Annotated in this window: 23 protein-coding genes; 8 read left to right on the forward strand and 15 right to left on the reverse strand. The window is 48.2% G+C overall.

Annotated elements, in window-relative coordinates; translation table 11 throughout:
• Window positions 1-6: 6 nt before the first annotated feature.
• The 3 genes from EKM89_RS08540 to EKM89_RS08550 all read right to left on the reverse strand — a co-directional run bounded on the left by EKM89_RS08540 (window position 7) and on the right by EKM89_RS08550 (window position 2494).
• Window positions 7-501, reverse strand: a complete 495-nt coding sequence (locus tag EKM89_RS08540; protein WP_125687626.1) for a hypothetical protein — start codon at window positions 499-501, stop codon at window positions 7-9.
• A 34-nt stretch (window positions 502-535) separates the two neighbouring features.
• The gene (locus EKM89_RS08545) at window positions 536-1594 is read right to left on the reverse strand and encodes a DUF916 and DUF3324 domain-containing protein (RefSeq protein ID WP_125687627.1); all 1059 of its coding nucleotides are present in this window, start codon (window positions 1592-1594) and stop codon (window positions 536-538) included.
• Between the two features lie 123 nt (window positions 1595-1717).
• On the reverse strand, window positions 1718-2494 hold the full coding sequence (locus tag EKM89_RS08550; protein ID WP_125687629.1) for a WxL domain-containing protein: 777 nt from the start codon (window positions 2492-2494) through the stop codon (window positions 1718-1720).
• A 1009-nt stretch (window positions 2495-3503) separates the two neighbouring features.
• On the opposite strand from EKM89_RS08550, the gene EKM89_RS08555 reads away from it, so the two are divergent.
• Window positions 3504-3896 (forward strand): tautomerase family protein, encoded by a 393-nt coding sequence (locus EKM89_RS08555; protein ID WP_125687631.1) that lies wholly within the window; start codon window positions 3504-3506, stop codon window positions 3894-3896.
• A gap of 96 nt (window positions 3897-3992) precedes the next feature.
• On the opposite strand, the gene EKM89_RS08560 is transcribed toward EKM89_RS08555, so the two are convergent.
• Entirely contained in the window at window positions 3993-5519 is a 1527-nt protein-coding gene (locus tag EKM89_RS08560; RefSeq protein WP_125687633.1) for a hypothetical protein, read from the reverse strand.
• A gap of 404 nt (window positions 5520-5923) precedes the next feature.
• Between EKM89_RS08560 and EKM89_RS08565 the strand changes: the two genes are divergently transcribed.
• A complete protein-coding gene (locus EKM89_RS08565; protein WP_125687635.1) occupies window positions 5924-6199 on the forward strand; it encodes a type II toxin-antitoxin system RelB/DinJ family antitoxin in 276 nt (91 codons plus the stop codon).
• 477 nt (window positions 6200-6676) lie between these two features.
• Here EKM89_RS08565 and EKM89_RS08575 read toward each other — a convergent pair whose 3' ends face one another.
• Entirely contained in the window at window positions 6677-8947 is a 2271-nt protein-coding gene (locus EKM89_RS08575; RefSeq protein WP_125687639.1) for an ATP-binding cassette domain-containing protein, read from the reverse strand.
• A gap of 749 nt (window positions 8948-9696) precedes the next feature.
• Between EKM89_RS08575 and EKM89_RS08580 the strand changes: the two genes are divergently transcribed.
• The 3 genes from EKM89_RS08580 to EKM89_RS08590 all read left to right on the forward strand — a co-directional run bounded on the left by EKM89_RS08580 (window position 9697) and on the right by EKM89_RS08590 (window position 12291).
• Window positions 9697-10227 (forward strand): DUF1440 domain-containing protein, encoded by a 531-nt coding sequence (locus EKM89_RS08580; RefSeq protein WP_125687641.1) that lies wholly within the window; start codon window positions 9697-9699, stop codon window positions 10225-10227.
• 99 nt (window positions 10228-10326) lie between these two features.
• Window positions 10327-11643: an MFS transporter gene (locus EKM89_RS08585; RefSeq protein ID WP_125687643.1), complete on the forward strand. Its 1317-nt coding sequence runs from the start codon at window positions 10327-10329 to the stop codon at window positions 11641-11643.
• Between the two features lie 36 nt (window positions 11644-11679).
• Window positions 11680-12291 (forward strand): sugar O-acetyltransferase, encoded by a 612-nt coding sequence (locus tag EKM89_RS08590; protein ID WP_125687645.1) that lies wholly within the window; start codon window positions 11680-11682, stop codon window positions 12289-12291.
• Window positions 12292-12921: 630 nt separating this feature from the next.
• Here EKM89_RS08590 and EKM89_RS08595 read toward each other — a convergent pair.
• The gene (locus EKM89_RS08595) at window positions 12922-13446 is read right to left on the reverse strand and encodes a MarR family winged helix-turn-helix transcriptional regulator (protein ID WP_048734407.1); all 525 of its coding nucleotides are present in this window, start codon (window positions 13444-13446) and stop codon (window positions 12922-12924) included.
• 211 nt (window positions 13447-13657) lie between these two features.
• On the opposite strand from EKM89_RS08595, the gene EKM89_RS08600 reads away from it, so the two are divergent.
• A complete protein-coding gene (locus EKM89_RS08600; RefSeq protein ID WP_225421856.1) occupies window positions 13658-13936 on the forward strand; it encodes a hypothetical protein in 279 nt (92 codons plus the stop codon).
• A gap of 896 nt (window positions 13937-14832) precedes the next feature.
• On the opposite strand, the gene EKM89_RS08605 is transcribed toward EKM89_RS08600, so the two are convergent.
• Together EKM89_RS08605 and EKM89_RS08610 are read right to left on the reverse strand one after the other, a co-directional pair.
• The gene (locus tag EKM89_RS08605; protein ID WP_125687647.1) at window positions 14833-15510 is read right to left on the reverse strand and encodes a DUF4811 domain-containing protein; all 678 of its coding nucleotides are present in this window, start codon (window positions 15508-15510) and stop codon (window positions 14833-14835) included.
• 1 nt (window position 15511) lies between these two features.
• Window positions 15512-16939, reverse strand: a complete 1428-nt coding sequence (locus EKM89_RS08610) for a DHA2 family efflux MFS transporter permease subunit (protein ID WP_225421857.1) — start codon at window positions 16937-16939, stop codon at window positions 15512-15514.
• An 88-nt stretch (window positions 16940-17027) separates the two neighbouring features.
• Here EKM89_RS08610 and EKM89_RS08615 point away from each other — a divergent pair, with 88 nt between their 5' ends.
• A complete protein-coding gene (locus EKM89_RS08615) occupies window positions 17028-17630 on the forward strand; it encodes a helix-turn-helix domain-containing protein (protein WP_125687649.1) in 603 nt (200 codons plus the stop codon).
• Window positions 17631-18096: 466 nt separating this feature from the next.
• On the opposite strand, the gene EKM89_RS08620 is transcribed toward EKM89_RS08615, so the two are convergent.
• The 3 genes from EKM89_RS08620 to EKM89_RS08630 all read right to left on the reverse strand — a co-directional run bounded on the left by EKM89_RS08620 (window position 18097) and on the right by EKM89_RS08630 (window position 20905).
• Window positions 18097-19599 (reverse strand): DUF4097 family beta strand repeat-containing protein, encoded by a 1503-nt coding sequence (locus tag EKM89_RS08620; RefSeq protein WP_125687651.1) that lies wholly within the window; start codon window positions 19597-19599, stop codon window positions 18097-18099.
• Window positions 19600-19601: 2 nt separating this feature from the next.
• Window positions 19602-19955 (reverse strand): PadR family transcriptional regulator, encoded by a 354-nt coding sequence (locus EKM89_RS08625; protein ID WP_125687653.1) that lies wholly within the window; start codon window positions 19953-19955, stop codon window positions 19602-19604.
• Window positions 19956-20512: 557 nt separating this feature from the next.
• Window positions 20513-20905, reverse strand: coding sequence for a cytidine deaminase (locus EKM89_RS08630; RefSeq protein WP_125687655.1), 393 nt, complete (start codon window positions 20903-20905; stop codon window positions 20513-20515).
• Between the two features lie 227 nt (window positions 20906-21132).
• On the opposite strand from EKM89_RS08630, the gene lepB reads away from it, so the two are divergent.
• The gene (gene lepB / locus EKM89_RS08635) at window positions 21133-21717 is read left to right on the forward strand and encodes a signal peptidase I (RefSeq protein WP_125687657.1); all 585 of its coding nucleotides are present in this window, start codon (window positions 21133-21135) and stop codon (window positions 21715-21717) included.
• Window positions 21718-21991: 274 nt separating this feature from the next.
• On the opposite strand, the gene EKM89_RS08640 is transcribed toward lepB, so the two are convergent.
• The 4 genes from EKM89_RS08640 to EKM89_RS08655 form a co-directional block, all read right to left on the reverse strand.
• Window positions 21992-23686 carry an oleate hydratase gene (locus EKM89_RS08640; RefSeq protein ID WP_125687659.1) on the reverse strand — a complete coding sequence of 565 codons (1695 nt, stop codon included), beginning with the start codon at window positions 23684-23686 and terminating at the stop codon, window positions 21992-21994.
• Window positions 23687-24486: 800 nt separating this feature from the next.
• Window positions 24487-24741, reverse strand: a complete 255-nt coding sequence (locus EKM89_RS08645; protein ID WP_125687667.1) for a Txe/YoeB family addiction module toxin — start codon at window positions 24739-24741, stop codon at window positions 24487-24489.
• Window positions 24742-24744: 3 nt separating this feature from the next.
• The gene (locus tag EKM89_RS08650; protein ID WP_125687661.1) at window positions 24745-25023 is read right to left on the reverse strand and encodes a type II toxin-antitoxin system RelB/DinJ family antitoxin; all 279 of its coding nucleotides are present in this window, start codon (window positions 25021-25023) and stop codon (window positions 24745-24747) included.
• 221 nt (window positions 25024-25244) lie between these two features.
• Window positions 25245-26165, reverse strand: a complete 921-nt coding sequence (locus EKM89_RS08655) for a hypothetical protein (protein WP_191988758.1) — start codon at window positions 26163-26165, stop codon at window positions 25245-25247.
• Window positions 26166-26481: the final 316 nt, after the last annotated feature.

Raw genomic sequence — 26481 nt, forward strand, 5'->3', positions numbered from 1 at the left:
CTCGACTCACTCCCTCTCCCTTAGCAGGCGTGCTTGGTGATATACGACCAATCCTAAGATCAAGACCATCAACAGTAGAATCCCTACTAAATCTGCTAAAATACTTTGAACTTCACCCGTTTGGGGCAACCGACCAGCTGCCAACGCTGCCATAGTCGATTTGACTGCCGCAACGCCGGAACCACCCTTCCTTGGTGACGCCGTGCTTGTACTTACTGGCGTCACCGTGTCAGCGGCACTCCCCGTTTTAGGCGTTGACGTTTTGGTAACCTTGGTCCCATCCGGAATTGTATCATTGATGGCATCCCCGTCACTACCGTCCTTAACCGTAGGGGTTACCGGAGTCGTTGTACTGGTTCTCGAGTTATTTCCTGTAAAAGTAATCCCCACACTGGTCGAACCAGTGTCTGTCGTCTGAGCCTTAGCGAGCGTTGATGTCCCCATGCCTAGTCCAAGAACCAGTGTGAGCACCAACATTAGCTGCTTAAGTGTCTTGTTCATGAGCAACGCCCCCTCTCCACAACGATTTAACTCGTTATTCAGTTTCATCCTCGTCATCATCACGACGACGGCGACGAATCAAGTAAATAATCAATAGAATCAAAAGAATCAGTAACAACATCCCTAACGCACCTAAAGCGACTAATAACCAAATACTGATGCCCGACGTTTCAACGGATCCTTTATTAACATTGTTAGCTTGCGTTTGCGTAATCGTAAAGTTCCGGTCAAAAACCCATTTATGATCAGTGTTCTTGACTACCATATGGAGATGATAACTACCAGCCTTCATCGGCGTCTTCCCATAAAGTAAAGCATAATTGAAAGTCGTGTTAGGTGCCATTTGAACATTTTTTAGTTTGGCATGCTTAACAACTGCACCCCCATCACGGTTCGTAATAGTCGTATCCATCTTCAAGTTAGGAATAATAACCGCCGTCGTATTCCGCAAGTCAGAGATAACCCCACGGTGATAGTCTCCTAGACCAGCAGTAACCTTGCCTAGACTCATCGATGGGCTAGGTACCTTACCCATTGTGTACTTCATACCAATGACATAAGAATACTTGTTGGTCATATTATTAGCGCCCTTAACGGTACCAGTGACCTTACTATCAGCACGTTCAAAATACCAACCACCTAAGATGACCCCATTGAAGTTTGTCTTAGGAATCTTAACAGTGGCCGTCACAACTTTTGAGCCCTTGGCAGGAATCGTAAATGTTTGTTTTCCCTGAATCTTACTAATATCACTCATCTTGTAACGTAACGATGAATCGAATGTTTTTCCCGGCTTAACATATTCAATCGCACCACCTGAACTAGTCCAAGCTGTATGAATGGCTGATCTGACGGTCACATCTTGATTGCTTACGTTGAATACTTTTACTTTCAGTGTTTCGGTCTGACCAGATTTCATCCGTAAATCATAAAATGTATTTTTTTTATTGATTTGATTCTTAGGAATCTGAGCTGAAACGTTGAAACCAATCTCACCAGCTGAAGCAGCGCTCGCAATCAGTGGGACACTACCCCCAACAATCATACCAACAACCAATAGAAACATGAGTTGAATCTTCTTAAACCCGCGCATCCTACACCCCTACTTACCCTAGTTAAGTTATTTGATAAATTCTGTAATACCTTAATGGTACTACTATGTAAGCGAAAAAGGTGCTCATTTTTAAGATATGAACACCTTTGCCGTCTTTAAATATTAAGCACCTGGTGTGTCAGTTAAAGTCCAGTTCAGGTTGCCCGTGTAAGTCCCGGCCTTAACGTTGGCTGGAATTGAGCCTAATGTAATATTTTCTGGAGCCAGCTGGAAAGCAGTAACTAACATCCCGCTACCAGCTTGTGCTGAGTAAATCGTGTGGGTTGCTGTGTCGGTACTAATTGTCCCATCACTACCGACAATTCCGGCAGGTAAATTTTGATCGCCTTTGTTGTACCCGGTACTTGTATCAGAAACAGCCGAATTCGTAATGGTTGCATTGCTGGCATCCAGCTGCAAGGTAGCACCCTTTAAGACATCTCCGGCCGTATCCTTCATTTGGTCAGCAGTTACGTTGACTGTCCAACCTGCGTTAGTCCCACGAGTATCTTGAACTTCAGTAAGAAGATTTGCATTAGTCTTCGTAGTCCCTAAGTCGGCAGTTGTTACTGTTGGCTTGTTTGAACTCGTCACGGACGTTGCAGACACATGTGAGCCAAAGTCCATGTTAGGAGAAACATATAAGAAGGTTAAATCACCTGTCTTAGTAGGATCTGGTGTATCAACACCACCATTGCCGCCATTAGGATCCTTAGTTCCAGGATTGTTAGGGTCAGCAGGGTCAACGTTAGTCCCATCTGGCTTAGTAAATGTAATTGTGTTTTCAGTTTGACCAGTTTTACCTGTATCGTCTCCGGTTGCCGCATTGGCAACTACTGGCGCAACGGAACCTAATAACAATGCCCCGGCTAATAATAAACTACTTACTGTTTTGTTCATGATTCATGCACCCCTCTTGTATGATTTCCGTAACAGCTAAACTTTTCAACGATAGTCTTTACTGTGGCCCTTAACTAATTACCACTCCCATAGTAGTGATGAATTAGTCGTTTGTCTCAGTAGTAAATGCTTAGGTTCGCAATACCCGTTACATTTGCTTAACTATGTAACAACATCATTATATGGCTAAGCAGTTAACTTGTAAACCTTTTTCGACCAAAAAATAAAAGTTTTTTTAAAATAAACTTAAAACAGTCTAAAAGCCTTCTAAATCAGCTTTTAGACGGATTTTAAGTGTGTTCCACATCGAATATTGGCTATTTTGTACGCCCCACAGTTCAATTATCGTCTAAAAAACGAGTTTAATAGTTATTTGTGCCTTAACGCCTGAGGTAATGGCGTTTGTAGCACTTCCAAACCCCGGATTATTATTCACAGTATGTCGTATCTAGCGTACCCCCTATAAACGACTAAACCGTATTTTTGGCAATTACCAAGTCATTTTTCTATCATACGATAGATTTAAATATTGTTTGACATTGTTCCAACTCCTTACGGCTCTAGCTTTTATCTCACACTTTATCATTTCTGTTACCCAACACCTGTTTGCCACACCCACCAAATTCTGGCAATCTCACACTCGTTAAAAAAAACGGTCAATTTTCTATTGCTAGCAATTAATCACTAGTATTTTTTAACCTCACATTCTCAAAATTTAACTATCTTCTTGATAATTATCAATTTTGACCGTTAATTTTTCTGTCAACTAAGGTCATCAGATTGTAACGGTCATTGCCCACAGAAAACCTATTAGGTCATAATCTTCCCCTCTTAATTAATCCTGTCGTTTACGAGACATATCCAAACATCGCCAGCACTGGTGTCGTCCTGCCCGACGTGCCATGAGCCACCATTCAACTCACGTGACTTTCCCCATCACAGTTGGTAAAATCAGGGCGCTCAACCAATTGTCGTCGTCCATTTTGGTTCTCTATTAGGAGGAAAACTTATGCCGTTAATGCGAGTAGATATGTACCGTGGCCGCAGTAAGGCCGAAATCAAGAATATCCTGGATATCGCTTATCAGGTCGCTACCGAAGAACTTCACCTGCTGCCGCGCGACCGCTATCAGATTGTGACGCAACACGATCCAGAAGAAATGATCATCCTCGACGTGGGCTTGGGTCTCGACCGGACCAAAGACGTCATGGTCTTTAGCCTCACCTCCAGTCCCCGCGAGGAAGCCGATAAGGAGCGCTTTTACGCCCGACTCGTCAAGGAGCTGGAAGCTCGTGCGAACGTGGCACCCGCGGATGTCATGGTCAACATCACCACCAACACCAAGGCCGATTGGAGTTTTGGAAATGGTGAAGCACAGTTTATGAATGGAAAGCTAAAGTAAGCGTCAAAAAAGACTAGTCCTTGAAAAAAATCAGACTAGCCTTTTTCATTTACACTCACCAAAGATTTAGTATTTATGGTGTTAAAAAATAATCGTCTATTTTTCTAATAGTTGCTCCACCAACCGTTGTGTCGCTGCCGTTCGTTTCTCCTGTTGATCTTGCACGGTTAAATAATAGTGAGCTAGTGCTGACAACGTCACGTCCGCTTCAGCCTGTGGTAGCGCGTATAGCCGGTGAAACTGCGCCGTGACCTGTTCAAAATCCGTCTTCGATTCCACTAACTGCCGCAACTGCTGTGGCGTCACATGATTCTTTCGTGCCGGCACCCATCCCGCCTGTGGTTGCCGGTCGAGTCGTTGCTGAAAGGCCCGGGTCACTGCTGCCGGCCACTGTGGTAATGCCTGGCCTTGTGCTAATCGTTCTTTGAGCGTCATCAGGTCCGCGTACACGCTCGCCGGAACTTGGCGACCTTCCCAACTATTCTGGAGCAGCACTACCGCTTTTTGTCGTTGTGCCGGCGTCAGGTCAAATCCAACTGCCACATTGAACACTTCGTCGTCCCAGTCGCGTTGGCGTTGGGCAGCAAGGTGGCGACTCACCCGATTCAAGTCCGCCACCAGATACCGGGGCACAATTTGCAACCGTACGGCGGTAATCTCGCCACGCTGTGCGAATTCTGTGGCCATCACACCCAGCTGATACGAGTTTATTAATTTTTGGAGACTGCGCGGCATAGTCAATTTTGCCAACTGGGCCTTGAACGCTGTCAGCGATAAACGCTGAACGATCAGTGCCCCCACCGCCGTTAGATACGCTTGGTAGTCCGCAGACGCCCGCAACTGTTTCTCAGTAGCCGTTTGGGCTGCGTCCGCCGCGGCCCAGGCGGCTTGCTCATCGTGCTCGGCGACCTGCTGGGCTTGCCGTTTCCGCTGTTGTTGCTGTTCCACTAACGCTGCCGTTGCTTGGCGGTCAGCAGTCTGTAAGTCCGAGTATGCCGTTAAGTAAGGAGAGAGCTGATTGTCAGGAACCACTGTCGACCGATACTTCAGGTAGCCGGTCACCGTACTGCGCGTCCCTTTTTGGACCCATCGATGGCGCTGATGCTGCTGCTTGGGCAGGTTGGGCAAGGCTTCCTGGTCCCACATGATCTCCGGAACCTGCGGATAGTGGGCGGTCAAATCGTCGTACTGCGCCACCGCATGGATGTTGTCCTCCGTGGTGATGGTCATCAGGTACTGCATCTCGTCGCTCATAAACTTCTTGACGCACTCCGAACCAACCACGATTTTATGGCCATCCTGACGCAACACCACGTGATATTCGTAGCGCACCGGCTTGTGGCACAAGGCACAGTGACGCCAGTCCGTCCGCTGATTACTGGGATTGATGACATATGGCGACTCTGCTAATAACTTCCACGCGTCACTGCCGGCCACTAGCCAGTCCACTCGCTGGTCCAATAACGCTTGTCTGGCCGAGCGTGGCAAAAAGTCACTGGTATCCTTGATGGTGGGATGGTCGCGTAACAGCGGCATTAATCGCGTTAAATCGGGTAGCTTCAGCGCCCGTTGACTAAGCTGAAGAAATCGGTTTTCGGCGGGAGTCAGAATAGTGGTCGGCATAGGAAACATCCTTTCTGGGAAAAATTCAGTGCTTTTAGTCTACCATAACTTCGTCGAAAAGCGAACATGTGTTTTGTACTTCAACTTGAAGAAATTGATTTCTAAAACCATTGGACTAGCCATCTTGATTGGTAGGAGCCATTATGATGGTCAATATTTAACGGCAAATAAATCCGTTTAAAGACGAATATTATGTCTTTAATTAAGATACACTTTTCCGAAAGAATCACAGCATTTAGCATAAGCCACTCTAGACAAACGTATGTTTCGATACTTCTGATCGACTATCCTGTATGCTTAAGTGATACCTATTTTGTTCTTTGAATTGGGCCTTGCTAGTTTAAAAAACACTATAGTTACTTTGTCTGTTAAACAACGTAAAATACACTTTGGAGGCAACCATTATGCAAAATGAAGACCTGGAACAGATTACAATTAATATTCAATCTGACATTAGCGCCCGTGCGCAAAAAGTATTAGAACACGATGGCTTTACACTCTCTGAGTACCTGCAACTCGTATTAACCTCTGTAGCCAATAACGGCTTACCCGAAGACTTTTTAGAACCCAACTCTGAAGTGACAGCCTCCATCCTAGAAATGGTCGACCATATGGCTAAAAATAAACCACTTTCCGGTGGGCATACCTCTGAAGAATTTGAACGTGCTTTGAACGAGTGAGTCATGTTCTAAATGCAACAACCCATTTCAAAAAACAGTTTAAGCGGGTTAAAAATGATTCGCGCTGGTCCCCAATTTTCAACGTTCAAGTCCCTTTTGATTCTCAGCAACGTTCTCCATGGGACTACATTAAACATTGTTTTTTAAGCGGAAAACCAATTCTTGTCTATTTCTATGTTCATCCACTCCACCTGGCGAAAACAACTCAAAAGGCGATTCGTTTTCGACCAAAATATTAAAATTCAGGTTCTCGAGCTGCACTTTGATGGTCATAGTGGTGATCATCTACTAGTCTTCTATCATGATAAAGAAATGACAATCTATATCGCAATTGGGACGCACAGTTCCCTATTCTAATCGCATCAAAAATCGAGCCTGGGACAAAACCCCAGACTCTTTTCGTATTTTCAAGTCTATATTGCTGAAACGTGGGATAAAAAACAGCTAATCGCCCTTTGTCCCACTTTCAATTTCTACTCAATTTTCATTAATCCACTGTTTCAACGCCACTCCAGTCCGCGAGTCAGCGACCTTAATCGCCTCGCGTGGCGTACCGCTATACTGGATTCGACCGCCATAACGACCGGCATCCGGCCCCACGTCGATCAACCAGTCTGCCTGACTAATGACGGCCAGGTTGTGTTCGATGATGATCAGTGAGTTCCCCGCTGCAACCAAGTCATTGAAGAGCGTCATTAATCGCGCCGTATCCTTTAAGTGCAACCCAGCTGTGGGTTCATCCAGCAGGTAAATCGTCCCCTGCTTCCCTAATTCAACCGCCAATTTCAACCGTTGCAGTTCACCACCCGACAGCGTCGTCAGGGGTTGGGCCAGTGTCAAATAGCCCAGACCAACACGATCCAAATTAGCCAACTTCGCCGCTAATTTTGGCGTATCCTGGAAGAAATCCGCGGCTGCCTTGACCGACAGTTGGAGGACTTCCGCAATATTTTTACCCCGATAAGCGTATTGCAGTGCCTCTTCACTGTACCGTTTGCCCTGACACAGCTCGCAGGTCTGGACGACGGGGTCCATGAACGCCATGTTAGTAATCGTGACGCCCTTGCCCTTACACCGCGGACAGGCGCCCTTACCGTTATAACTGAACCAACTAGTCCCTACGCGGCCGTTCGCCTGGCTAAATAGCTTCCGAATATCGTCCAAAATTCCCAGGTAAGTGGCCGGTGTCGAGCGAATGTTGATGCCCACTGGTGTCTGTGCCAAATCGATGTACGCCTCGTGGAGCTGGTCCTTCAACGCCGTCACCAATGAAGATTTCCCCGACCCAGCGACCCCGGAAATCACGGTCATCACGCCCAGGGGCACGTCGACGTTAACGTCTTGTAGATTGTTCCGGGTCACGTGCCGCAACGCCAGTTCTCCACTGGCATGACGTTCCGTACCCCAATGATGCGCCTTGCGTAACCAGGTTCCAGTCAACGTCTCCGATGCCAATAGTTCAGAGACCGTTCCAGTAAACGTGACGGTTCCACCGCCCTGACCGGCCTGCGGGCCCATTTCAACCACGTAATCGGCAAAGGTGATCATCGCCGGATTATGTTCAACCACTAAAATGGTGTTACCTTTTTCCTTTAACTTGGTCAATGCTTGTTTGATCAACTGAATGTCATGTGGATGCAGGCCCACACTGGGTTCGTCTAGGATGTAGACCATGTCGACCAGTGCACTCGTCAGGTATTTAGCAATCTTGATACGCTGCGCCTCACCACCGGACAATGAGCTGGTTCCCCGGTCGAGCGTCAGATAACCCAGACCAATGTCGACCAGCGATTGTATCTTGGTGCTGAGCTCCCGAACCACGTCGGTCGCTAGTGGCGCGGTGATAGCCTGTAAAAATGTCAGCACATGCCGCAGATCCATCGCACTGATTTCAGCAATGTTATGGCCATTAATGTGGTTAGTCAAGACTTCTGGCTTTAACCGTGTCCCGTGACAAACGGGACATGGTTTGCGGGTCACAATCTCAGCGATGGCGTCGCGGTGATGTTCCGCTTCCTTTTTGCCGATCACCGACCGCCGAATCCGTGGCACGACACCTTCGTACAAGGCCGTACGCGGAAACCCTTTGCCCGGATGTTTCAGATTCTGTTGTGGGGCATGCATCAGGAGGTCGTATTCCTCGGCCGTATAGTCCTTGATGGGCTTGTCGTCGTCGAACAGGCCACTCGTCGCGTACCGCCGCCAACGCCAGGTATTTGGCCCAAAACTGACAAAGGTAATTGCACCCTGATTCAGCGACTTCTCTGGGTCGATCAGCTTGTCCTCATCGATGTCATCCACGTACCCTAGGCCCTGACAAGCCGGACACATCCCCTGTGGCAGGTTAAACGAAAAGCTGTCTGAATATCCGATAAACGGCTTGCCAATCCGTGAGAACAACAGGCGCAACAGGGAATAAATGCCGGTGTACGTTGCCAGTGTGGACCGTGCGTTTTTACCCAGCCGTTGTTGCGCGATGACAATGGCAACCGGCAAGTGTTCGATATCTTTCACGTGGGGTTGCCCGAATTTCGGCAGATATTGCTGGGTGAAACTAGGAAACGTCTCATTCAGTTCTCGCCGCGAGGCCGCCGCAATCGTGTCGAACACCAGCGACGATTTTCCCGACCCCGACAGGCCGACAAACACCGTCGTCTGGTACTTGGGTACCCGTAAGTTCACGTGTTGCAAGTTGTTCTGGGTGGCATCTTTGATGTCGATATAACCTGACTTAAAAGTTGGTTGCATCCCGTTACTCCTCTCTTCGTCTCGTCTCAATCCCTACGTTTTCCACCTTACCATATTCTAAAATTTTCCGCTTAACGTTGGGTTCTAAAGATTGAAAGTTCCAAAACACACATTATGATCGTTGGCACAACGATATTGGGTCTAAGACTAGGCAACGTCGGCCAACCATCGCCTTACCGGCCGGCAGATATGGGCTGGAACGGTGCGAACACAACTTGAAGCCTCGAAAGGACCGAGTCTCCAAGCTTGGTTTTCTACTAAGCCAGCAGGAAACCCACCTGCCGACTAAGTAGAACGACGCGCCTGAGCCCATATCTGCCGACCTCTCGGCTGACCTAGTTGGTTTGAGGCGACATGAATCATGCCGCTAGGATCGCTGTTGAATTATGCTTAAACTTTAGCAACCACTTGGAATTTAGTGATTGGAATTACCTGCACAATCAGAGCCGAAGGCAGCCAGGGATGGAGCTAGCCGTGTCAACGATGTTAGTCGGAGTTTTCCCGGCTTACATCGTGGGACGACCTGGGAGACGCCTGATCTTGGCGGCTTTCAGGCGAGCTGGAAGCCCGTCCTTTGGCTGGAAGCGTTCCCCACAGCAAGCGGAATCCCTGGCAGCCGCAGTGCGACCAGCTCCCAGCCACTCTCAGGCCATAGATTCTGTGTATCACGCTACAAGCTTATTTTCACCCAAACTATCTTGAGAGGCCTATACTCTAACCTGTGATTAACATTGAAGGAGGAATTACTTATGTCCTTATTTAAATCTAAAAATCGACATCCCCTCGATTTGAAGGCTGCCGTAATTGCTGGCGGTGCTGCCGGCGTTATTTCTGGTTTGGTCAAACTCGGGTGGGAGAATGTCTTGCCCCCACGGACTGAAGCACGCGACGCGACCAATCCACCACAGACCTTACTCGAGCAGTTCGGCGTCCCCACTAAGGTGACCCACGCCACCTATCACTACTCCGGTCATGAACTACCGTGGGTCAGTTATGTGATTCACTTTGGCTTCTCAACCACCTTTGCCGTCCTCTATCAACTCATCGGTGAGAAGATTCCCGCCGTTAAGAAGGACGCTGGCACCTGGTTCGGCCTCGCCATCTGGGTCGCCTTTCACCTCGGCATCATGCCACTCATGGGCACCGTTCCCGCTCCCGAGAATCAACCCAAAGAGGAACACATCTCCGAATCTCTCGGCCACATTGCGTGGATGGTCACCAACGATTTAGTTGGCGCCGAAGTCTACCGTCGTTTGGTCGCCGAGAAAAACAAAAAGTAATCACGTCACGGGCCAACCGGACACGACCATATCGCCTCGTCAGTTGGCCCTTTTGCATCCCTTAATTTCAGTGCTTGTAAACTTTAGGAGGCTTGCCCTTTGAATCACACTTGGCAAACAAAATGGCCGGAACGTATCAGCTACGGTCTCAGCGACGCGGCCGACAACCTGGTCTTTCAGATGATGACCACTTACCTACTTTTCTTTTACACCGACGTCTACGGCCTGTCCGCTAGTGCCGCCGCCATTCTCTTCATCGTGGCCCGTCTCGCCGACGTGGTCGAAAGCCTCGTCATTGGCCTCATGATTGACCGGACGCATTCCAAATGGGGCAAGAGTCGGCCGTTCTTTCTCTGGTACGCACTCCCCTACGTGCTCTTCGCCGTCCTGACCTTTGTCACCCCACCATTTAGCGGCAGTGGCAAATTGATCTGGGCCTATGTGACCTATCTGGGACTGGGCTTCTTCTACACCGCCGTCAACCTCCCCATCACGTCGATTCTACCAACCATGACCCAAAACACACAGGAACTGACTCTGCTTGGTGTCATTCGCCAATTCGGTGGCAGTTCCGTACAAATCATCGTAGCCATTTTCACCCTGCCCCTGGTCGCCTTCTTTGGCCATGGTAGCCAACAACGCGGATTTTTGTTGACTATCGCCTTGTTTGGCCTGATTTCTCTCGCACTCATCTGGAACACCTTTTTCCACGTCCGCGAGCGTTTCACCAACCCCGAACGGTCGCATCAATCCTGGCGAGCGGTTGGGACCATGTTGCGTAAAAATCAGCCGTGGCTGGTCATTTCCGTGGTCATCTTACTCTACTGGCTGACTACCGCGATTAAAAATCAAACCACTATTTACTATTTCAAATACATTCAACACAGTGAGGCGCTGGTCCCATGGGCCAACAGCTTTACCTTTGCCGCGTTGATCGGCGTGCTACTCATTATTCACGTCTCCGACCGCTGGGGCAAAAAGCACACCATGCTCGGTGGCATCGCCCTGGCTGCTTTGGGCCAACTGATTCTGACGATTGGCGTCTTACTCAACCAACTCATCGTCTTATTTACCGGCATCCTAATCAATTCGATCGGCAATGGCCTGATCATCGGCCTCGTCTCTATCATGATTGCCGATACGATTCGCTACGGGATGGCGATGGGCATTCAGGCTGAGGGCATCCTGGCGTCAACTGACGATTTCGGCGTCAACGTTGGGCTGGGCTTAGGCGGTCTGGTAACCGCGGGCCTCTTTCATTTCTCGGGTTACGTCGCTAATCACACACAAAATGTCGCGACCCAACACATGATCACACTCAACTACGCGTGGTTGCCGTTGATTCTTTACATCGTGATGTTCGTCATTCTCCTGTTGTATAATGAACGTAGACTAATGGCTGCGATTGACGCGTAATGCCAGTCGGCAAGCCACCCGAAAGGATCCGTTCACATGGAAAAAGACAAACTGCACACCGTTGACCTCTACCTGCCTGGAGACGATAGTATCGCCATCGAACAGCAGAAATGTTTAGACCAGCTCTACGACTTCAATCAGACTCGCCCGACAGAAGGTGCCAAACGTCAGGCTCTGCTCAAGGATATGTTCGCTAGTATCGGCCCGGATTGCTATATTGAACCACCATTTCACAGTAACTTTGGTGGGCACCACGTCCACTTTGGCGCACACATCTACGCCAACTTTAATCTCACCATGGTCGATGACACCTACATCTACGTCGGGGATCACACCATGTTCGGTCCGAACGTGACCATTGCTACGGCCGGTCACCCCATCCTACCCGAGTTACGTCAACAGGAATACCAGTACAATGCCTCGGTCCATATTGGTAAAAATTGTTGGCTCGGTGCAGGCGTCATCGTCCTTCCCGGCATCACGATCGGTGACAACGTCGTCATCGGCGCTGGTAGCATCGTCACCAAGGATCTCCCGGACAACGTGGTGGCGGTCGGCAACCCTTGCCACGTCATGCGTCCGGTCAACGACCACGACCGTGAGTTCTACTTCAAGGACCACCGGATCAATCCGGATCTTTTAAACTAGTCTCTGCCAACATCTTACCAGGTAGTCAAATAGACTGGTTTTAGCTGCCCTGCTGAAGGTTGAAATTGACGGACACAATCGTATAATCGTATCCGGACGCCATCAGGGATGCAATTAGCCATGTCGACAATGTTAGTCGGGGGTCTCCAGCTTACATCGTGGGACGATCTGAGAGACACCTGAACTTGGTAGCTTTCAGTCGAATTGGAGGCCCGTCCTTTGGCTGGAGGCATTCTCCACCATAGCAAGTGGCGTCCCCGGCGGTTGGCGTGCGACTATTTTCACTAGTTTCACCGTGACAATTCCTACTGTCGTAAGAGTAACGCAAACATTTTGGCTTTCAACCTTTAGCTGAACTGTCTGATTTCGACTGCTAAATAATAAACGCTAGAATTGTCTGCATTGACGGGGACAGTTCCTAGCGTTTTTTTCGTGACATGAAAAGCGATTACAGAAACCGATTGCGTGAATCCACCACATCGTTGCTAAGCGAGCGAGAAGACTGAAGCGCCCCCACAGCAGACGAAATCCCTGGCAGCTGCAGTGCCAACACGCTTAACCAAGCTCGTCAGCTACAAAAAAAGACGACCGATCATTTTACCGGGTCGTCGTCTCAGAAATTTTATTTGATTAACTCCGGCGGCTCCGGTTAGAGTTCCGCCGTTTATCATGTAGGCTATCAAAACCGACAAAGCCAGCCGCAATGGCACGTTCGTTCGCCTTGTGGAGCACCTCGATGAAGTGCTCAGCTTCGTCCTTGCCGAAGAAACCTAGCCATCGGTGGAACCGTTCGTCCGTAGCTTGGGCCAAGTTCCGTTGAACCCGACTCCCGGCAGCCGTTAAGGTAATATACTTCACCCGCCGGTCGTTAGGATCAACCTTTTGCATCACGTAATTTTCTTTCAGCAAAACGTTGACTTGCCGTGCAATCGCACTCTTAGAGACGCCCTCTAACTTAGCTAACTCAACTAAGGTTTGGCCGTTCTTGCTTCGGGCCACGTTGTCCATTACCATGTAGGCTTCAAAAGTCAGATTGTACTTCTGAGTGGGAATGGAAACGAAGTCGCCGATGTACTTGAAGATATGCATGTACAAATCGTCAAATTCTTTTTTCAGTTGGGCTTCCGTTACAGCCTCATTAGTCGTTTCAGTCATTATCAGTCCATTACTCCTTCTAAGACAGCGGTAGGCACTGCCTTTTCCCTTAAGAATTGCACAGCTACGGGACTTAATTGTAGCCGATAATCATAGCTACGTCACCAACCAATATTTCTAAAGTGGATAACCATACATATATTTTACCATTAAATTAAATAACTGGGTGAAATGAAATTTTAGACTTGCAAAAACGAACATCCGTTCTATAATGGAATTAATCTTTTCCGAGGACGTGATGACGTTTATGCAACTTGCTAGCCAACAAATTCGGCCCCTACTACGAGCCGCTTACCAAAACAATCAAATAACTTCCCTAATCTTTCATGACGTGATGTACACGGGAACCGTTGACTATCTCACCGAATCGACCGTTTATTTAGGTCTTACCGCAGGGAGATCTCGTCAAATTCCGCTGACTCAAATCACGCAGGTCGACTTACACCAATCGCAACCTTGGTGGCACCTGTACGAAAACGGTACCAAGTAGCTTCCCCTAGTATCACCTCTCCCGCCATAAAAAGAAACCCTTTTTTCGAAATTGTTGCTTTTTTATTTACAATTAGCAACAAACGTTACCTTTATTGAACCCGTTCGGCTTTTTTCATGTATTCTATGCGAAGAAAAGCCCTTTTAGTTAGTCCTAGTCTACCCTGATTATACCGCACCCACCGGCTCGCGCTATACCCCATTTTGAGTGAACTGGTAACAATCAAAAAATTATACAGATTGATTAATTGAGGGGATAAGAGTGTAAACCCACGCGCTGTTTTCATCAATAAACGTCTAGTCGTGTAATTATCCGCAAACGCTAATGTTATCGGCTATGGTCAGACTAAACTGGCTGGTATTAGCCTAGCATGTGAGCCGCCACTTTCACCAGATAATTTTTGTTCTCACGCTTCACGTTCAAAGTTACTTTACCAACATCAAATTAATGGTTTGTCGTGCTAAAACATGCTTTCATTTTTCGGCTATCATCTGTAACTGCGTGTAAATTCGTCAATTTATTGGACTCTCTTTGTTCACGGCCTGATAGTTAATTCGCCTTATTAACTGAAAATTTCTTTTCATAAAACCAAAAAAACCGGATTATTTATCAACAAGCCTCCCCCGATTTAGATTTCTCCTTTTTCGTTGGAATTTTGTTGCTACATAATCCAGGTGTTCATGTGTTATCAATATATAATTGTGTTCTGTGGTGCTGAGTCATCTCGTGCCGTAGTCCAATTCCTATCTACTTTGTACACCGAAGGCCCATCACACGCTACCTTTACTGTACACGCTTAACTTTCAGTCTCGTCTTTAGAGAAGCTATTCACTCTCCACTAACCGTAGCGGTCCTAAAAAGACAAGTGCATACTACCGTTGTCTCCATAAGCCATTCTACTCTGACGTCTGATCCATCACATGACCCACAAACGCTTGCAGAGCCCGCTGTTTCAGTTGGCTCACACTCGCCTGTGGGTCTTGCTTGAGCCGCCGAGCAACGTACTTGGTTGTGTAGGTCTGCGCCTGCTGTTGCGTCACTTGTCGGTGGAGGTTCGTCTCTACTCGTTTGACAGCGGCCTTGGTCAGTACGTGCCAGCGCGGCGTCAGGCGGTAAATGACCGTCTGTTGCTTCAGCTGCCCGGCATTCGTCACGCCGGTGAAGAACCACTTTGCCCACTGATTCGTGTAGACGTAGCGGTTATTTTGTGTTTCTCGTACAGCCTTAGTCGCGCTGAACGTGACCCTGATGCGTTTATGCTTATTCACGACCACCGCCGTTTTACCATCGTTACCATCGGCTCGCTGACTAGCATAAGCGGTATAAGTCGTTTTGCCTTCCTTAATCGCCTTGGTCATCAGCACGTGGTTACCGCGAATACTCCCGACTGGTCGAATCGCCACTTGGTGCGTCGACAGTCGTTCGGTGGTACCGTAATGATTCTGTGAATCCAGCAATAATAAGCCTTGCCCGCAGATGATCACCACCGTCATGACAACCGCCCACGCCAGCCGCCGACTGATAAATAGCCAGCCAGCCGCGATGACACTCAATACAATCACGCCTAATAACATGTTAAGCCGCCTCCTGACTCTTGGAACTCAAGAAAAACGCTGGCAGCACACCTACCAAGGTACCAATGCTAATCCACATGAACGTGTGGAAGTAAGCCGTGTGTAGCATCGCCGTGGTCGCCAAGTTGTTTCCCTCATAACTAGCAATGACCGCAGCCAAGACCGCCGTTGCGACCGAACCGCCGATATTTTGCGCCATCCGGGTAGCCACCGTCGCCTCCGCAATTAGGCCGTGATCGATACCCGAATAGCTGTCAGACATCACTGGAATCGTGATACCACTGCGGCTGAGGCCCATCAAGAAGAGCATGATCAGAATCAACCAGGTTGGCGTTCCCTTGTCAAAGTAGGCAAAGGGCACCGTGGTAATGGCCGCAAATAGTAAGGAAATGATGACCACCCATTTTGCCCCGTACTGGTCGGTCAGTTTCCCCGCCTGCGTCCGGGTAACCAGCATACCCGCACCCAACGCAATTAGGTACAGTCCGGTATCAATGACGCTCAAACCGCGAATATTTTGCAAGAAAAGTGGTAAGGCAAACATCGCCCCGTTTACCAGCAGGCCTGAGAGAAACAAAAGGGCGGTCGACGCGGAAAAGTTGGGCGTGTGGAATAACTTCAGGGGCACCAGCGCCCGCGTCGGCTGCTCGAACGCGTAGACCACGTAGCCCAATAGACAGTCCAGCCCAATGAAGACTGGCAGGAGCACACTAAACTTGCCAAACACGTCATCTGTACTGAAGTTTGTGACCCCGATTACCAAACCGGAGAACAGACCCACTAAGAGTAAGAAGCCCATGAAGTCAAACGGCTTGCGCTGCCCCGCCGTCGGTTCAAACGCCGGTAGGAAAACCACATCTAGGATCAAGGCGACCAGTACCAGCGGAATGTTGATATAAAACAGCCAGTGCCAGTTGAGGAATTTAATCAGTGCACCCCCAATCGTCGGTCCCAGAATGGGCGCAAACACAATTGGTAAGCCAACCACAGACATCAACTGGCCCAGGCCTTGACCACCGGCGGCTCGAATTCCCAGCGTGGTGACCAGGGGAACAATGATACCGGCCGCGGCCCCCTGAATAATCCGACCGATCAATAGGAACGTGAGGCTGTCGGCTAACCCAGACATCACGGAACCAATCAAAAAAATAATCAGTGATAGCTCCGTTAACAAACGACCCGACATTTGGTTCACCAGCCAACCGGCAAGTGGTACGGCCAATCCTAAGGCCAGCACGTAGGCCGTCGTCACCCACTGGATAGTGTTGACAGTTGCGTCTAAATCTTTCAGAATAGTGTTAAGGCCAATGTTAGTCATGGTTGTGTCGAGCATTGGTGCCATTAATCCCAGGACCAGAATCAAGGCCATCTGAGTAACCGAAACCTTGGGTTGTTGCCCGGTTTGGTTCATGTTAAGTTGTTTCGTCATGGATTATCTCTCCTTTTAAGGTACTAGTAGTACCCAATTGGAGATACTAAACCTTTTATTTGTGATTTGCAAGGGAGGGTCATTTATTTTGGAAAAAAATCATCGTCGCCGGGGGAAGGAATTAGAAAATGCCATTCTGGACGCCGCGTGGCAGACCATGCAAGCTCAAGGCTACGCACAGCTCACCATGGACGACATTGCGGCGGCCGCCCATACCAATAAGAACGCCATTTATCGCCGCTGGGACACCAAGTTGGCAGTCATCAGTGACGCCGGAAAACGCGCCCTCAGTCAGGGCAATTACGTCAGCCCACTGACTTTTGTGGAACCCAATACGGGGAAGCTGCGGGACGACTTGATTGCCCTACTTAGCATTCCCCTGCCCATCACCGAACAGATTGGCCGGGAAAATCTCAAGGCTTTCATCCAGGATTATCTCCCCCATCTAACGTTGAAAACGACTGAATTCCTCTTGAGCGATAGTTTTCTCCAGCGCTATCTGACGGGGATCCTGGACCACGCCTATGCCCGTGGCGATATTCCCACGGCCCCAGCCGACATTCCCGTGGTGGTCAAACGCCAGCCCGCGATTCAGTTATTAGCCAACATTTTGAGCGACGAGCCCTATGATACGGCAACCATCGTGCTGTGGGTCGATCGGATTCTGTTACCCCTGTTCAAAACACCTTAACGATTGGGGGCAACTTTACTGCTAGACCAGCGAAAATAAGCCGAAAATAAGCCAAGGCTGGATCGGTTTGATCGCCCTATCTGCCAGCTAATAAGACCACGGCTAGGCAATTCTAGCTGGGAGGCCTTTCCGACTTACATCGTGGAACGACCTGAGAGACGCGTAATCTTGGCATTTTTAGGCGAGCCGGCAGCCCGTTCTTTGGTTGGAGGCGTTCCTCACAGCCAGCGGAATCCCTGGCAGCCGGCGTGCGACTGTTTCAACTACTTTAGCGGTGGCAACTCCTATTGTCGCAAGAACAACATAACCATTTTAACTTTCAGGCTTTCTTTAGAACCCAAAAACCGTCGAACACGGATTAAGTGTTCGACGGTTTTTGCTATACTTTTGGATTTTACAGGTACCACGCTGACATGAAGGGGTCATGCCAGCACACCGGAATTCGCCAGATTTTCAGCTTGAGGAGTTAGCTGATATGGACGCTGCCGTTCTTGGTATGCGCAATCACATTGGCTGCCGGCTGGTCACCAACCTGACCAATTTTATGATGCTTGTCACCCAACGTTAGAGTTGCTTCTTCTGGTACCTCAACGTGACTATCATCGTTCTTGGCGTCGAACGTGTAATCGGTCAGGATCGGCATTTGCACAGTCACACTGCTATTATTGCTCTTGGCGGTGATGTCACCGGTCAGTTGACTGACCTGCACGTTGATACTGCCATTCTTCGACTGGAACACGCCACTCCCGTTCAAGTTCTGTGCCCGCACCGAGCCATCTGCTGAATGACCTTCAACATGACCCGTTACGTTCTCAAATTTGACAGCGCCGTTACGACTGTTAACAATGGCGTTCCCCACGGACTCACTCAGCTTAACGCTGCCGTTCGTGGATTCAACGGCGCTAGCCCCGGTCGTCTGCTTCAGCTTGACGCTCCCGTTACGACTGTAGATGTTGAATTTATCCGCGCTACTCTGATCGATTCTGACCGACCCGTTCATTGAATTCATATTTAAGAGCTGGACGTGGTCGTCAAATGCCCGCATACCACCATTAGTTGCCTTGGCATCCACAATCAGAGGCGTGTTCAAATCACTGACTTCCAGGCTACCATTGCCAGCATGGACGCTCACCTTACCTTTCAGTTGTGTTGGCAGAAAAATTTCGGCCCGCATGTGGACTGGCCAGAGGTGCGGCCGGTCACCCTGCTTGATATCGAGCTCACTGCCCCGTCGCGTAGAATGTAGGTAGAAACGGCTGTTGTCACGGCTCATATACTCGTTGACCACGATATTATTGCCAGCGGCCGGCCCGATTTTAACAGCGGCGTCGCGATAATCGATGGCCAAAAGATTCAAGTCCGCTGGTGAAAATGAGGTGGTGTTGACCAGCCGTAAGGACTCCACGTAAGTCCGCCGGGGCCGTTCGCCGTTGATCCGCACATCATCGCCATTTACATCGACAATACCATTCGCAACTGTGACGTGGTCCCCATCGACCTTGACCAAGCCGCCAAGGTCAACCTTGTCGTTGTCGCCATCAACGATGACGTGGTCGCCCCAGCTAATTTTGTCGCCGACGATTTTCAACTTACCGATTTGAACGCGGTCTTCTCCATTCTCTTCGTCGATATGAATCGTGGTATCGTGGTCGTCGTCAGCGGTATCATCCGCTTGATCGTCGGCCTGCCCCTGCTTCTCATCGGCTCCAGTCTCAGCATCGGCATTGGCCGCCTGCTGATTACTATTTTCTGCCGCCACATCCTTGAGCAACGTGTCGATGTCGCCCAATTGGTCCATGGCCTCGTCTAACGCTGCATCCGTGGCCATTCCCTGATTCATTTTTTCCGTCACGGCCTCAGTCAGGTCGCCCACCAATTCTTCTTTAAGTTCAGTCAATGCCCGTGATGGCTGGTATTGGCTGAAAAGTTGATCGAGCCGCGTCCGTACTTCCATTGTCATATTATCCATAGCTAATCCTCCTCGGTTGTAATCTTTCCGGTGATCAAATCGTCAATAATTGGCTTAGCAAACTGCCAGGCCGTCGTATTTTCTGCAAGTAGCTCACGACCCGCATCGGTCACATGATAGTACTTGCGCCGGGACCCCTGTGTTTCATCGCCCCAATAGTCAGTCAACGCACCGTTCTTTTCCAGTCGGCGAAAGACCGTGTACAGCGTGGCTTCATTCAATTCATAGTGTCCTGCGCTGAGTTCCTTCACCCGCTTGGCCACCTGGTACCCGTAGCTATCCCCCTGTTGCAAGATATTCAAGATGATGGTATCCGTATGGCCCCGGATTAAATCTTTGGAAATAATCTCAGCCATGCTGCCACTTCCTTTCCTTTTCGATGGTCTTAATGTATCACATACTACTGTGTGTGTCAAAGTAATTTGTTCAGAATAGTATTTTAAAGTGTTAAGTACGTTAAAAAACACGTCAGCAGTTCGCCTGCAGCTACCAGAATTACGCCTGTCATGGGGAACGCCTCCAGCCTGTGAAGCGGGCTTCCAGCTCGCATGGAAACTGCGCTCCCAGGGCGGCATCTCACGATACAGACTGGGGCCGAAGGTTGAAAGGTCTGAAATGTCCATCATGACCGTTGTCGCAACGATACTGATACTAAAATTAGGCAACGTTGTCCAACCATCGTCTTACCGGCCGCCTCCGGCTTTGGATAGTTTGTTAATCTGATATGCTTTGGAACTGGAACTGTTAGTGGAAATTAGGCATGTAGCCGAACCGTCCCCATAGCGAGTGACCCCTGGCAACCGAAGTGCGGCATTTCTACATAATTTGCAATTTAGCCTACGACAAAAAGGGCGGTCATCTTAAAAATGATGATCGCCAAAATAACAAATTTAAATGCAAGTGCTGAAACGTTTTACTTCAAGTCGGTAAAGGCACCAGGGAGAACGCCTTCCACCGTGGTTTCGGTGAACGCACCCTTTTGGTTGGTCAGATAAACTGGGGCGTCGGCGTCGAAGAATTCGGCGATGACTTGGCGACAAATACCACATGGTGCAATGGGACCGTCTGTATTTCCAGTGACCAGCAGTGCTGTGAAGCGTTTTTCACCGGCTGCGATCCCTGAGAAAATCGCCGTTCTTTCCGCACAGTTAGTCGCCCCATACGACGCATTTTCGATGTTACAGCCACCATAGATTTTGCCGCTAGCACCGACTGCTGCCGCGCCAACGTGGAAATGTGAGTAAGGCGTGTAAGCTTTGTCGAGCATTGCCGTTGCAACTGCCAGTAATTCTTTTTGATCTGCCATGTTGTTTCCTCCTCGTATTACCTGTTGTGAACTGTTCTGCTTCTTTATTGTTACATATTTTCATTGAAAGCGCTACCTTTTGCACAAACTTTCTCGTCATTTTACTTAAGATTTTGCTAAACGAGCTAAGAACGAGATGGGCTATGCTAAAATAAAACTTAAATATTGGCCTGTAATGTTACTGTAAGCGGCCGTGTCAACTTTAGCTTGGGGGAGTTTGAATCGTCATGAAAATTTTACGCAGTATTTTAAGCTGGATTGTGCCCGTCCTGGTGGCCCTCCTGGTCGTGCTAGTCGTGCGCACCTATTTATTCGAAATCGTTAAGGTCTCCGGTGGATCCATGGAACCCAACTTGGCCGACAAGGAACGAATGGTCGTCGTCAAGCCGCTCAAATTAAAACGGCTCAGCGTCATCGTCTTTGACGCTTATGGGGAAGATCCGACTGCCGCGCCGAACACCAACTACGTCAAGCGTGTGATCGGTCTACCTGGTGACAAGGTCGTCAGCAAGAACGGCTACATCTACGTCAACAATCGGCCCATCAAGCAATCTTTTATCAGTACCACCGAACGCACAACGGGTACCGGTAACTGGACGCTGGGCAGTCTCGCCAAAGCTGGCAATTGGAAATACCAAGGTAACACGGTCCCCGCGAACCACTATTTCGTGCTGGGTGACCACCGCAGTATTTCCGAAGACGGCCGTGCCTGGGGCTACGTGGACGCCAACAAGGTCATGGGGGTCGTCAAGGTACCGTTCTGGCAAGGCACCAAGACACATCGGGTCAATGTGAACGATATGGCGAGTTAAACAGATATGTGCTAAAAGGGATTAAGTAGCCCCACATTGGCTGCTACTTAATCCCTTTTGATTCTAATGAACTTTGAGAAAAGCATGCATCACTTTTACAGCACACAAGCATATCCAGGGACGACCATCACAACCTAATTTTATCTCAAACAAAAAAGGCAGCCATTTCTGACTGTCTTTTTATGCTTGGGGTAAAGGTGCCCACAGCACATCATGATTGGCGTCGCAAGGAAGACTATCCGCACACGGCTCTTTACCCCAAAGGCTTCAATTTTTAACTAAACATCCGCTTCGTTGCCTTCAACAAGGTCTTAGGATCCTTGTCGTAACGCGGCGTATCAACCAAGTTGTCCATGGAAATACCGGTAAAGTGGTAAGCTGCAATTTCCCCAGAACGAACCGCACTTTGTTCCGTGAAGATCATCTGGTAAGGTTGTTCCGCAAATTCACCGGTGAAGGCTAAGTTGGTGGAATGCGCTGGAATAACTTCTGGTCGATCTGACTTTGCCCGGTTGTTGAACAGCGCAGAAGCGTATGGCATGTAAACTGGAATATTGTTGATGATACTGTCCAGAATTTCAGGTTCCTTATCCTTAATGTTGTTGGGACCTGGGTCGACCTTGGACAGTTGTCCAATCAATTCCTGAGCCATTTCCTTCCCGGTCATCTTGATGTATTGCTTGTGGACGAACTCACCGGTCCGACGTGGGTACAGGAAGTAGCCCCAGATAACAGATTCATTAGGCTTCTGGGTCGTAAAGTGAGGTTGGTGGTGAACCACGATTGACATGTTAATATCCTTTTGACCTAACGGCGTGATTGGCGTCGTGGACAGGAAGGAGTTCAACGCGTTCCCAGGAACTTGCGTGGTGATCCGTGTGATTTCGTTTAACAGCAGGTGATTCTTCGTCGTCAACGTGAAGCTGACCCATTCGGAATTCTTCCGATCGTTAAAGAACTTATCCGGTGTCCCCAAGTTGTAGAACCGTTCCGTAGCTTTCTTCCAAAGGGCAGCACTGATACCATATTCCATGTTTTCTCTGGCTGGCGTGTTGTAGTCACCCATCGTGGCAGAATCGGTGATCGACCCATTAGTAAAGATAACTGCGGTATCGTCGTCGATGTCCACTAACTCTTCGCTCTCAGTCTCCAAGTTCTTCACGTGCAAGCCAGTAACGGTAATTTCGTCTTGCAGTGGACTGTCGGCAAATTCCCAATCCGTGACGATCCGGTTGTCGAGGAAGGTGACCCCTTGATCCTTTAAGTAGGTAATCAATGGGAGCATGATACTGTCGAACTGGTTGTAACGGGTCCGGTTAACCCCGACTAAATGTTCAATTTGCGTAAATTCATAAATCATTTGGTGCATGTAGCGCCGCAACTCTTGAACGGAGCTTTCAATGCGGAAGGCAAAGGTCGTTTCCCACATGTACCAGAAATTAGTTTGAAACATATGGGGATCGTCTTTGAAGTATTCAGCAATTGTAACATTGTCGAGCTTGGTTTCTTCCTCATCAGGCATCAGAACTAACTTGGAGAGTAAGACCCGGTCTTTATTGTTGAGGCCCAGCTTACCACCGTCGATGATTCCCTTACCGCCTTGCAACAGCCGTGCCTTGTCGTAGGTCCGGTGATGCGAGTCGAAATCGTGGGTATCTTCGGCCGCCGTCATCCCCTCTTCAGTAACAGAAGGAATCCGGTCGAGTAAGTCCATCAAATCAACGTACGTCCGGTAATTCAGCATCCGTCCACCACGAGCAACGTAACCTGTTTGGTTGGCTAACGGGTGATTCTTGTTCCAGTATTCGTCGCCGAATTCACTGGTTTCGCCACCATCGTTAGCACCGTGCATGTCAGCACCGTAGAACGTAATTTGTTCTCCGCGCCAGTGGGCTTCTTGAATCAGGTAAACCGCTGCGGCCATATTTCCTAAACCTGCACCGATCATTACTGCTTTTGTTTTAACCATATCAAAAACACCTCCGTAGATTCTTCGTGCCTTTACGACTCCATTATGCTTGCTTTGTCATACATTGTAAAGCGTTTACTTTTAGACCTTATCAAGTTCTAAGAAACGTTAGGAAACCTTAATCTGCCGGCCATTGCAACAGGTCGTGTTCCGTTTACACGTGGTCTCAAATATTGTAAATAGGTCACTTCAAATGCGGGGGATTTTAGATCAAGATTTGAAGATTGAAAGCTGAAGGTTGAAAGCCAAAATTTTTGCGTTACTCTTGCGACAGTAAGAACTATCACGGCCAAATTAGTGAATCCCAAGTGGCTGCTAAAGTTTAAGCATAATTCAACAGCGTTCCTAGCGGCATGATCCATGTCACCTCAGACTAACTAGGTCAGCCGAGAGGTCGGCAGATATGGGCTCAGGTGCGTCATTCTACTAAGCCAGCCCATATCTGCTGGCCGGTAAGACGATGGTTGGACAACATTGCCTAATTTTAGTTGACTGTCACTGACTACTGTGTTTGCAACCAAAGCCAGAGAAGATGGCCGCGGTCCGTTATGCGACAGCCTTTTTGATTGGCTCCATTGTACAACCAATAGCACGTTAGACGGGTTACAAATACTCTTATAGCAAGGCTAACTAAACGAAAACGCTCAGTATGGAATAATGTAGCGTCTAACCTCATAGCCGCTAACCCCCAACCTACATTTTGACGTTATGACAGTACGTCAAAAAAAGCAGTAGTTATTAGATGAATTATATAACCTCATCTGATAACCACTGCTGGCCCATAATATTTGTTGTTTGCCTTAATCATAATGATTTCTGCAGGCCACAATAATCAAATGATTGTTTTTAAAGGTATAGACCAATCTATTCTTACTATCAATTCTTCTTGACCAACCATCTTGATATTTCAATCGTTCTGGCTTTTCCAGGCCCAGTTCTAAACCATCTCGTTGAATGGACTTAATAAGATTATTGATACACTTTAATGTTTTATGGTCTTCGCCTTGCCAAAAAAAATATTCAGCCCAGGCATCATCTAAAAACTCGATTCCCATCATCTATTGTTTACCATCGTCTAAAAGCTGGTGAGACTGAATATCCTGATTGTTAGCCACCTTTTGGAAACGTCGATTAAGTTCTGCCTGATTTGCCTCGCTATAAAATGGATCTTTAACTTCAAATGGCAAGCCACCTTCCGCAATACTCTTTTTGATAAAGATATTAATGGCAGTAGAGAGGTTAAGACCTAAGCCATCAAATATTTCTGCAGCCCTTTTCTTATCCGCTTGACTGGTTTTGACAGAAATTGAAACCTTCTTTTTTTCAGCTTCTAACATGATGCTCACCTCACAGATATAATAACACGAAACACATCCATTGTATGTTAATCAGACTTATATTTGCGCAAAAACAATCCGAATATTACGCAAAATTCTCTGCTGGAAGAAAAACGCAGCTGAAACATGCGCTTTAACTCTCAATTTTTCGTTCTAAACAAAAAGCGAGCCACCGTAGTAGCTCGCCCAATCTGGAAGAGTATTCGTCTCAAATTAATTGCTTAAAATTTACCAGCAACTAATTTTGATGCCAGAACCCAGCCCTTGTTGGTAACCAAGAGGTACTGAACGTTCTTCTTGCTCTGCTTAACTGTGATCTTCTTGGTTGCATAGTAAGTCTTGCCAGCAGCCAAAGTCCCCTTCTTAGTCAACGTCACCTTAGGTTGGTCAGCGGCAAATTTGCCGGTGAAGTAAGCTGGCTTCGTTCCCTTGAAGTGAAAAGCGGTCTTCTTGATGTTAACGGCCTTTGCTAAAGTATAAGTCTTACCCTTAACAGCCGCTTTCTTAGTGGTTGCCTTTTTGGCAGTGGCTTTCTTAGCCGTCGTCTTAGTCGTTACTTTCTTAGCAACGGCCTTCTTGGCTACAGTCTTCTTAGCAACAGCTTTCTTAGCTACTGTCTTCTTAGCAGTCGTCTTTTTAGCCGTTGTCTTAGCAGTCGCAGTTACCTTGGTCCCCGCCTTGACAGCATCAGCAGTCTTCGTAACAGCATTCTTGCCATCAGCCGCCATGAACTTGCCGGCGGTCAACTGGGATAACTTAGCCCAGCCAGAAGTTTTACCGCTCTTGACGAAGACTAAAGTTTCGCTCTTAGCCTTGGCCGTCTTGGTTGCCTTGGTTTTGATAACGATCTGCTTGGTTGCGTAGTAGGTCTTTTCGCCAGCTAACGTCCCCTTCTTAGTTAAGCTGACCGTTGACTTGTCTGCCGCAAACAGTGCACTAAACAGTTCTGGTTTGCCACTCTTAACGTGGTAAGCAGCCTTTTTGACAGCTTTGCTGCTAGCCAACGTGTAGGTGACCTTCTTGGCAGCTGACTTAGTCGCCGCGAAAGCAGTAACTTCGGCATTAGCGGGAGCAATAGCTCCTAAACCTAATGGTAATACCATAGCTGCCGCAGCCGCGATCATTGCAACTTTTTTCATCATAACAATTACCCCCCAGTAGATTGTGTTGCTTGAATTCATCTTGAATTCATTGTCATAATACCACGCTACTTTTTTTTAGCCAGTCAATAACCCTTGAATCGCTCAGTTTTGCGTAAATAAATCTAATCGAAGTGTAAATTCAGCCAACTTACGTTGAGGGGCCTTATTGGTGAAGAAACAAAAAAGTCGTGAACCCTATCATATCAAGGATTGCACGACCTTTGAAACGGTTTTGTTATGGTTCTATGATATTTGGTGTTGATAGAGAAATCTGTCGACGCCATTTTCTGTATAATAAAAGGGGCACACTGCCCCA

Source organism: Levilactobacillus fujinensis (assembly GCF_003946335.1).
In the GTDB taxonomy this organism is placed as follows: domain Bacteria; phylum Bacillota; class Bacilli; order Lactobacillales; family Lactobacillaceae; genus Levilactobacillus; species Levilactobacillus fujinensis.